This is a genomic window from Psychrobacter piechaudii (assembly GCF_900162825.1).
Taxonomy (GTDB): Bacteria; Pseudomonadota; Gammaproteobacteria; order Pseudomonadales; family Moraxellaceae; genus Psychrobacter; species Psychrobacter piechaudii.
This window is the reverse complement of record NZ_FUGE01000058.1, coordinates 1-6,031: the sequence shown is the minus strand read 5'-3', so window position 1 is coordinate 6,031 and position 6,031 is coordinate 1. Positions and strand designations below refer to the sequence as shown.

Sequence of the window (6,031 nt, the reverse complement as noted above, 5' to 3'; positions counted from 1 at the left end):
GAATAAGAGGATGGACTTGTGCTGAGTGTGGCACATGGCATGATAGAGATATCAATGCTGCTAAGAACATCCTTGCGGTCGGGCTTGACCGTCTAGCTGTAGGAAGCCCCTCGGTTTAGCGAGGGGAGGAGGTCAATTAGAGCAGTGCCACCTTAATTCATTTAAGGGTACAACTATTATCAGTGGCTTAAATTTAGGTACAGTGGCACTATGACAGCTAGCAAGATAAATAACGCGGTTACTATCGACGAAAACAACGGCCTGGCCCGCCAACACTCCACTGAACGAGTCTCTTATATAGCTGAGCCTAGCACAAGGCCTCAAAAGCAGTTGCAGGTAAATCATGCCTATGAGAGCTTAGCGGTAGAAGCAGCGATAGCTCTGGTTATCAATGGCATCCATTATGCGGTACTGATGGCCAGCCCCAGTGACCTTGAGTATTTGGCATTAGGCTTCCTTTATAGCGAAGGCTTAATACAACATAGTGGCGAGTTATTAGATTGGAAGATCACCCACCTTACTCCTGATTCAAACTTAACGGCTTTCATTGATCAAAGATTTGATGAATTGGCAACCTTGCAAATGTTGGAACACCAGCTGCAAGACTATGATGCTTATATTGTAGAATTGACCTTAAGTCAGCGCCGGCATCAGCAGATTCAATTTCAGCGGCGTCAACTTTCTGGGCGTACGGGCTGCGGTATGTGTGGTATGACGGGGCTGAGTCAAGCGCTACCTGATTTGAGTGCTTATCACCGTGAGGGCTCAACTTACTCTAAGCCGTCCTTAGATACCCTGCTAGAGATACGTGAGCAGATTGTTAATGCACAACAAACCCATCAGTTAACAGGGGCGGTGCATGCGGCGGCCACACTGTATAAGGGACAGCTTAAACTGTTTGAAGATGTGGGGCGCCACAATGCGTTGGATAAACTCATTGGCTGGCAACTACGCCACAAGCTACAGTTGGATTTAGTTGTGATGACCTCTAGGCTCTCCATTGAACTGGTTCAAAAAGCGATCCGTTGTCGATTGCCTTGGTTGGTAGGAATATCTGCTCCAACCAGTACAGCTGTCAAGGTGGCACAGCGATATGGTTTGGGGCTGGCAGGATTTTTAAGAGAAAATAGAGTCACTTTTTATATAGACTAGGTGTCTTTTATACTTACTATCTATTTTTTATACTGAGTAGCTGTTGGCTATATTTGGTAAGGACTAGGGCTTTCCTATTGATAAAGCTTATCTAACTTGTTTTTTTATGACGTGATTTAACTTTGATATGACCACAGATGATGTATTGGCTCAGGTGTTTCTGAACAGCTTTGAGCAGCATAAACCACAGTTACTAGGTAGAAGAATATGGCTGGCCTGTAGTGGCGGCCGGGATTCGTTAAGTTTGGCACATCTTTGTCAGCAGCTATTTAACGCAGGTAAGCTACCCTTTTTACCACAGCTGCTACATATCAATCATGGTATGCAGCAAGCCAATGCGGCTTGGGCTGATCAAGTATCGACCTGGGCACAGCAAAATCAAATGCCTTGCCAAGTGCTAAAAATAAACTTGGTCAAAAAGACTGAACAAGAAGCGCGTCAAGCCAGATATGAAGCAATAATTGGCGTTATGAATCATCAAGATGTATTGATATTAGGCCACCATCAAGATGATCAAGTTGAGACTCTATTAATGCGCCTATTCAATGGGGCAGGGGTGAATGGGCTTAGCGGCATGAAAGAGTGGTCTATTAAAAGCAGTCAGAACCAACAAGGCACTCAAAAAAACATAGTTTTATGGCGGCCTCTGCTAACCATTAGCCGGCAACAAATTACTCAATATGCAGATAATAAAGGGTTAACTTATATCGATGACCCCACCAATGTGGCCTTGCAGAAGAGTAACTTAAATCCAGATCAGCTCAATGATCGAGCTTGGTTACGTAGTGTCTTGTTGCCACACATTACGCAGCGTTATCCTAAGGCAAAACAGGCTATTGCTCGCACCGGGCAATTGATGCAAGAGGCGAGCGTTATTCTCGATGAACAAAGTAGCCTAGATTTGTCTCAGTCCATAATTAATGACAGAGCGTTTTGTTCTGTGCTCGATATCAACCAACTGACGAGGTTATCCACCGCTCGGCAATCTTTCCTCATTCACAGCTGGCTTGCCCCCACTGCCACTGACTTACCCCCTTCTCGGCGATTGGTGGAAGAGGTATTGAGCTTAGCACACCGCAAAGACAGCAACCATCAAACCTGCTTGTCTTGGGACAGTGGGAGGTATCAATATCAAATACGACGCTACCAACATAAATTGTATCGACTGTGGGACAGTTGGGAGCAGTGGCTACAATTAGCGCCTACCACCCATGATATTCATATTGATGTTGAGGAGGAAATAGCGCCTTGTCTGTTGTTAAAGCCATTAAGTACAGAATTTGAGTGGAGTGTACAAGGATTAACTGGCCTCATCGCTGAGCTACAGCAGCAGTTGACTGTTTTAATTGACGCTAAAGCTGAAACGGATAGGGAAGATATTAAGTCTATTGCATGGTCAAAAGAGACAAAGCTTATATTTCAGCCCTTACCTCGTACCCAAAAGATAGCCTTACCAGGCAGAGTAGGGCGTAAATCGGGCAAAAAACTATTACAAGCGCTAGATGTGCCCAGCTTTATGCGGCAGTCCGTGGTGTTGTGTTCGTTACAATTATCCCCCCTGTGTTCTGAACAACAGAGTATTCCCTTGCTAATAATAACTCCGGAACAAACGATGGTGTTGCAAAGCCCGTTTTCACAGTCCATTGCGCAATTGGTGGAAGACAAAGCGTTAGTTGCTGAGCTACATGATTTGTAGTTTTTAAAGCTACTGGTAAAGTGAGCCCATTGAATCAGTGACAGTCAGTTGAGTAATATAATCAATAAAATGATGTGTTACACTAGCCATATTATGAATGGTACTAGATGGATGGTACTAGCATTTGTATAAAATATAATCATGATTAAATGAATAAAAGCTTAGGCACTTATTATGCCAAGCTAAGCTTTAAATAATGGGAAAAAAAATGGCAGAACTTAAAGGGAAAAAAATCAGTTTTATTGGTGGCGGTAACATGGCCCAAGCCTTAATTAGTGGTTTGATTGGCCGAGGTATTAATCCTTCAAATATTACAGTCGCCGATCCTTCTGAGGCTATTCGCGATCAGTTAAAGCAGCGAAAAATTAATGCCGTAGATCCTACAGCCAATACAGAGACTGACAACTCACAAGTTGCGGTGAAAGGCGCGGACGTGGTTGTTTTGGCAGTTAAACCCCAAGTGATGCGTCAAGTGGTTTCTGATTTTGCTGAAGTATTGGACAGACAGCTGGTTATTTCAGTGGCTGCCGGTCTGTCTACTGAAAGCTTAAGTAAAATGCTTGGCGGCTATAAAAACATCGTTCGTGCCATGCCAAATACTCCAGCGATGATCCAAAAGGGAGCTACCGGCCTTTATGCCGCCGATTACATTACTGAGGCGGATAAAACGTTAGCAGCGTCATTGATGTCAGCTTCTGGACTGGTGAGCTGGGTAGAGAAAGAAGAGCAGTTGCATGCAGTAACGGCGGTATCCGGCTCGGCGCCTGCATATTTCTTTTATATGCTAGAGTCAATGATCGATGCTGCCGTTGAACAAGGCTTGGACAGTAAGCAAGCAGCTGCGTTAGCGATGCAAACCGCATTGGGTGCGGCTCAGATGGCCATAACCAGTGAGGAAGCCCCTGCAGAACTGCGCCGTAAGGTAACCTCTCCTAATGGAACTACCCAAGCTGCTATTGAGTCGCTGCAACAAGATAACTTTGCTCAAGTCATGAAAAAAGCGATGCAAGCTTGCTATACCCGTAGTGAAGAGATTAGCAACGAGTTGGCCGACTAAGCTAACCGATATATAAGCTATTAACCACACAATAACCGCTATTAAATAGGCTGTTGGCACTGTACGTAGTCGATGGCCCGCTTTTTAAATTTAAACTAGTAAGAGTACGTTGAATGACAAGTCTTTCGTATGCCCTATTCAACATGGTGGTAAATTTCGCCATGCTACTGATTTTTATCCGCTTTATGCTTCAGTTTGCAGGGCTTGAGCGCAATCATCCTTATGTTCAACCCGCTTATAAAGCGACCCAGATAGTGGACGTGTTTGGCCGTATTTTTCCAACAGTTGGGAGCGGGCGAGTAAACTTAGCGGCAGTGATGTTGTTGTTTTTATTAAAGCTAATAGACATCTCGGGTAATGCGGCCCTTGCTGGACATGGCTATACTCCGATTAGACTGTTCTTCGAAGGAAGTTTATCGTTAATCTTAAGCTTCTTGAGTGTGGCACGCTATTTAATTATTGGTTCAATTATTATCAGTTGGGTAGTATTACTGACCCAAAAAATGCACCCCATTTTTGAATTGATTGTGCAAATGGCTGAGCCTATTTTGGTGCCTTTTCGCCGTATTACGCCCAATTTAGGTATGTTGGATTTATCGCCTATGGTGGCCATCTTCGGCTTATTGCTTATCGAAATATTTGTTGAGATTATTGCTAGAAATTTATTGCCTATGATTGGTTAATAGCCATGAGTGCTAAAAAATAGGCGGGCGAGTATCATAGTTTGGGCAGCATAATAAAAGGCTTAAAAGCTATTTAATTGCGTTAATTTGCAGAAAAGTAAAAAACGCACTTGCAAAGCTGTTTTAGTTTGCTATAATACTCGCCCACAACATGAGGTAACTGGCTAAATCAGCTGAGCACCAAAAGTTGTGTTTTTAGAAGTTTCGGTGAAGTGGGTGAGTGGCTGAAACCGCACCCCTGCTAAGGGTGTATACGTTAACGCGTATCGAGGGTTCGAATCCCTCCTTCACCGCCATTTATTTTAAAAGATTTTAAACTGTTAAAATTTTTAAAAAAAATTCAAAAAAATGTTGACTCCTAAAAAAAATTGGCTATAATAGCCATCCTGTTAACAACACTAGTTAACAAAGATAAGTTAGATAAATATGCGCCTGTAGCTCAGTTGGATAGAGCACTTGGCTACGAACTAAGGGGTCGGGAGTTCGAATCTCTCCAGGCGCACCATCTAATCAATCACTAAATTAATCGCCCATTGTTTGGCGATTTTTCTATGCCTGCTATATTTGCAATACTTTTCTTATTCCCATCTGCTTCTTAGTGTCACTATAAGCACCCTTATATCCTCTCTGTCATCTGAACCAAAATAAGCTACAATAGCTTTTATCACCAGTCGCCGTAAAACCACCCACTTCAGGAGGTGGATATAAGGCGACATACACTGTCGTAAGAAGTCGTTAAAGGGTTGTAAGCTAAAATTAATCTTGCCATACTAAGCATATGAAAACACTCAAGCTACGCATTAAAGATAAGCACATAAAAGAGCTGAATTGTCTAAGCGGTTCAGTGAACTTCGTGTGGAACTATATTAATGCACTTTGCTTTGAGCATCTAAAACGTACCGGTAAGTTTTTTAGTGCTTATGATCTAAGTCAGTACACCAAAGGTAGTGGTGAGTATTTAGGATTACATAGTCAGACCTTGCAGGCTATCAATGAGACACATGCTAAATCACGTAACCAATTTAAAAAAGCCAAACTTAACTGGCGTACCAATAGAGCTGATGCCAAGCGTAAATCACTTGGCTGGATACCTTTTAAAAAGTCTGCTATCAAGTATCTAAGCACAAGACAAACGGGAAAGAAAGCACTTAAATCAACCCTACAGCTATCCCTATCTAAAGGTCAAAAGCTCCTCATCGATGTATTCGATAGCTACAACCTAAGCCTGTATCAAATTAACACCTTAGAGATTGTACAAGACAGTCGTAATCGTTGGTATGCCTGTATCACCGTTAAAGACTTTCCTAAGCAAGTAAGTGGTAAGGGGAGCGTTGGTATTGACTTAGGTTTAAAAGAGTCTGCAACCACATCAAATGGCGACAAGTTAATTATTAAGCAAACGCAAAAGTGGGCGAATAAATTAGCAGTAGCCCAGCGTGCTAA

The 6,031-nt window shown here is 42.8% G+C and carries 6 protein-coding genes and 2 tRNA genes; all 8 read left to right on the top strand.

The features are described 5' to 3' along the window. The coding region (locus A1019T_RS02070; RefSeq protein WP_143514063.1) for a zinc ribbon domain-containing protein at positions 1 to 119 on the top strand (119 nt) is incomplete at its 5' end. A 91-nt stretch (positions 120 to 210) separates the two neighbouring features. Continuing rightward, a complete protein-coding gene (gene fdhD / locus A1019T_RS02065) occupies positions 211 to 1,152 on the top strand; it encodes a formate dehydrogenase accessory sulfurtransferase FdhD (protein ID WP_077450203.1) in 942 nt (313 codons plus the stop codon). Between the two features lie 127 nt (positions 1,153 to 1,279). Further along, entirely contained in the window at positions 1,280 to 2,848 is a 1,569-nt protein-coding gene (gene tilS / locus A1019T_RS02060) for a tRNA lysidine(34) synthetase TilS (RefSeq protein ID WP_077450202.1), read from the top strand. 208 nt (positions 2,849 to 3,056) lie between these two features. Then, positions 3,057 to 3,905 (top strand): pyrroline-5-carboxylate reductase, encoded by an 849-nt coding sequence (gene proC, locus A1019T_RS02055; protein ID WP_077450204.1) that lies wholly within the window; start codon positions 3,057 to 3,059, stop codon positions 3,903 to 3,905. A 113-nt stretch (positions 3,906 to 4,018) separates the two neighbouring features. Continuing rightward, positions 4,019 to 4,588, top strand: coding sequence for a YggT family protein (locus A1019T_RS02050; RefSeq protein ID WP_077450201.1), 570 nt, complete (start codon positions 4,019 to 4,021; stop codon positions 4,586 to 4,588). Positions 4,589 to 4,794: 206 nt separating this feature from the next. Beyond that, positions 4,795 to 4,884: transfer RNA gene (locus A1019T_RS02045), tRNA-Ser, on the top strand. Between the two features lie 132 nt (positions 4,885 to 5,016). After that, a tRNA-Arg gene (locus tag A1019T_RS02040) sits at positions 5,017 to 5,093 on the top strand. Positions 5,094 to 5,366: 273 nt separating this feature from the next. Beyond that, on the top strand, positions 5,367 to 6,031 hold a 665-nt coding region (locus tag A1019T_RS02035; protein WP_244156499.1), incomplete at its 3' end, for an RNA-guided endonuclease TnpB family protein.

What these genes read in the sequence shown, in the direction of transcription:
- A1019T_RS02050 (WP_077450201.1), top strand. Translation starts at nt 4,019, where the DNA reads ATGACAAGTCTTTCGTATGCCCTATTCAACATGGTGGTAAATTTCGCC.
- proC (WP_077450204.1), top strand. Translation starts at nt 3,057, where the DNA reads ATGGCAGAACTTAAAGGGAAAAAAATCAGTTTTATTGGTGGCGGTAAC.
- tilS (WP_077450202.1), top strand. Translation starts at nt 1,280, where the DNA reads ATGACCACAGATGATGTATTGGCTCAGGTGTTTCTGAACAGCTTTGAG.
- fdhD (WP_077450203.1), top strand. Translation starts at nt 211, where the DNA reads ATGACAGCTAGCAAGATAAATAACGCGGTTACTATCGACGAAAACAAC.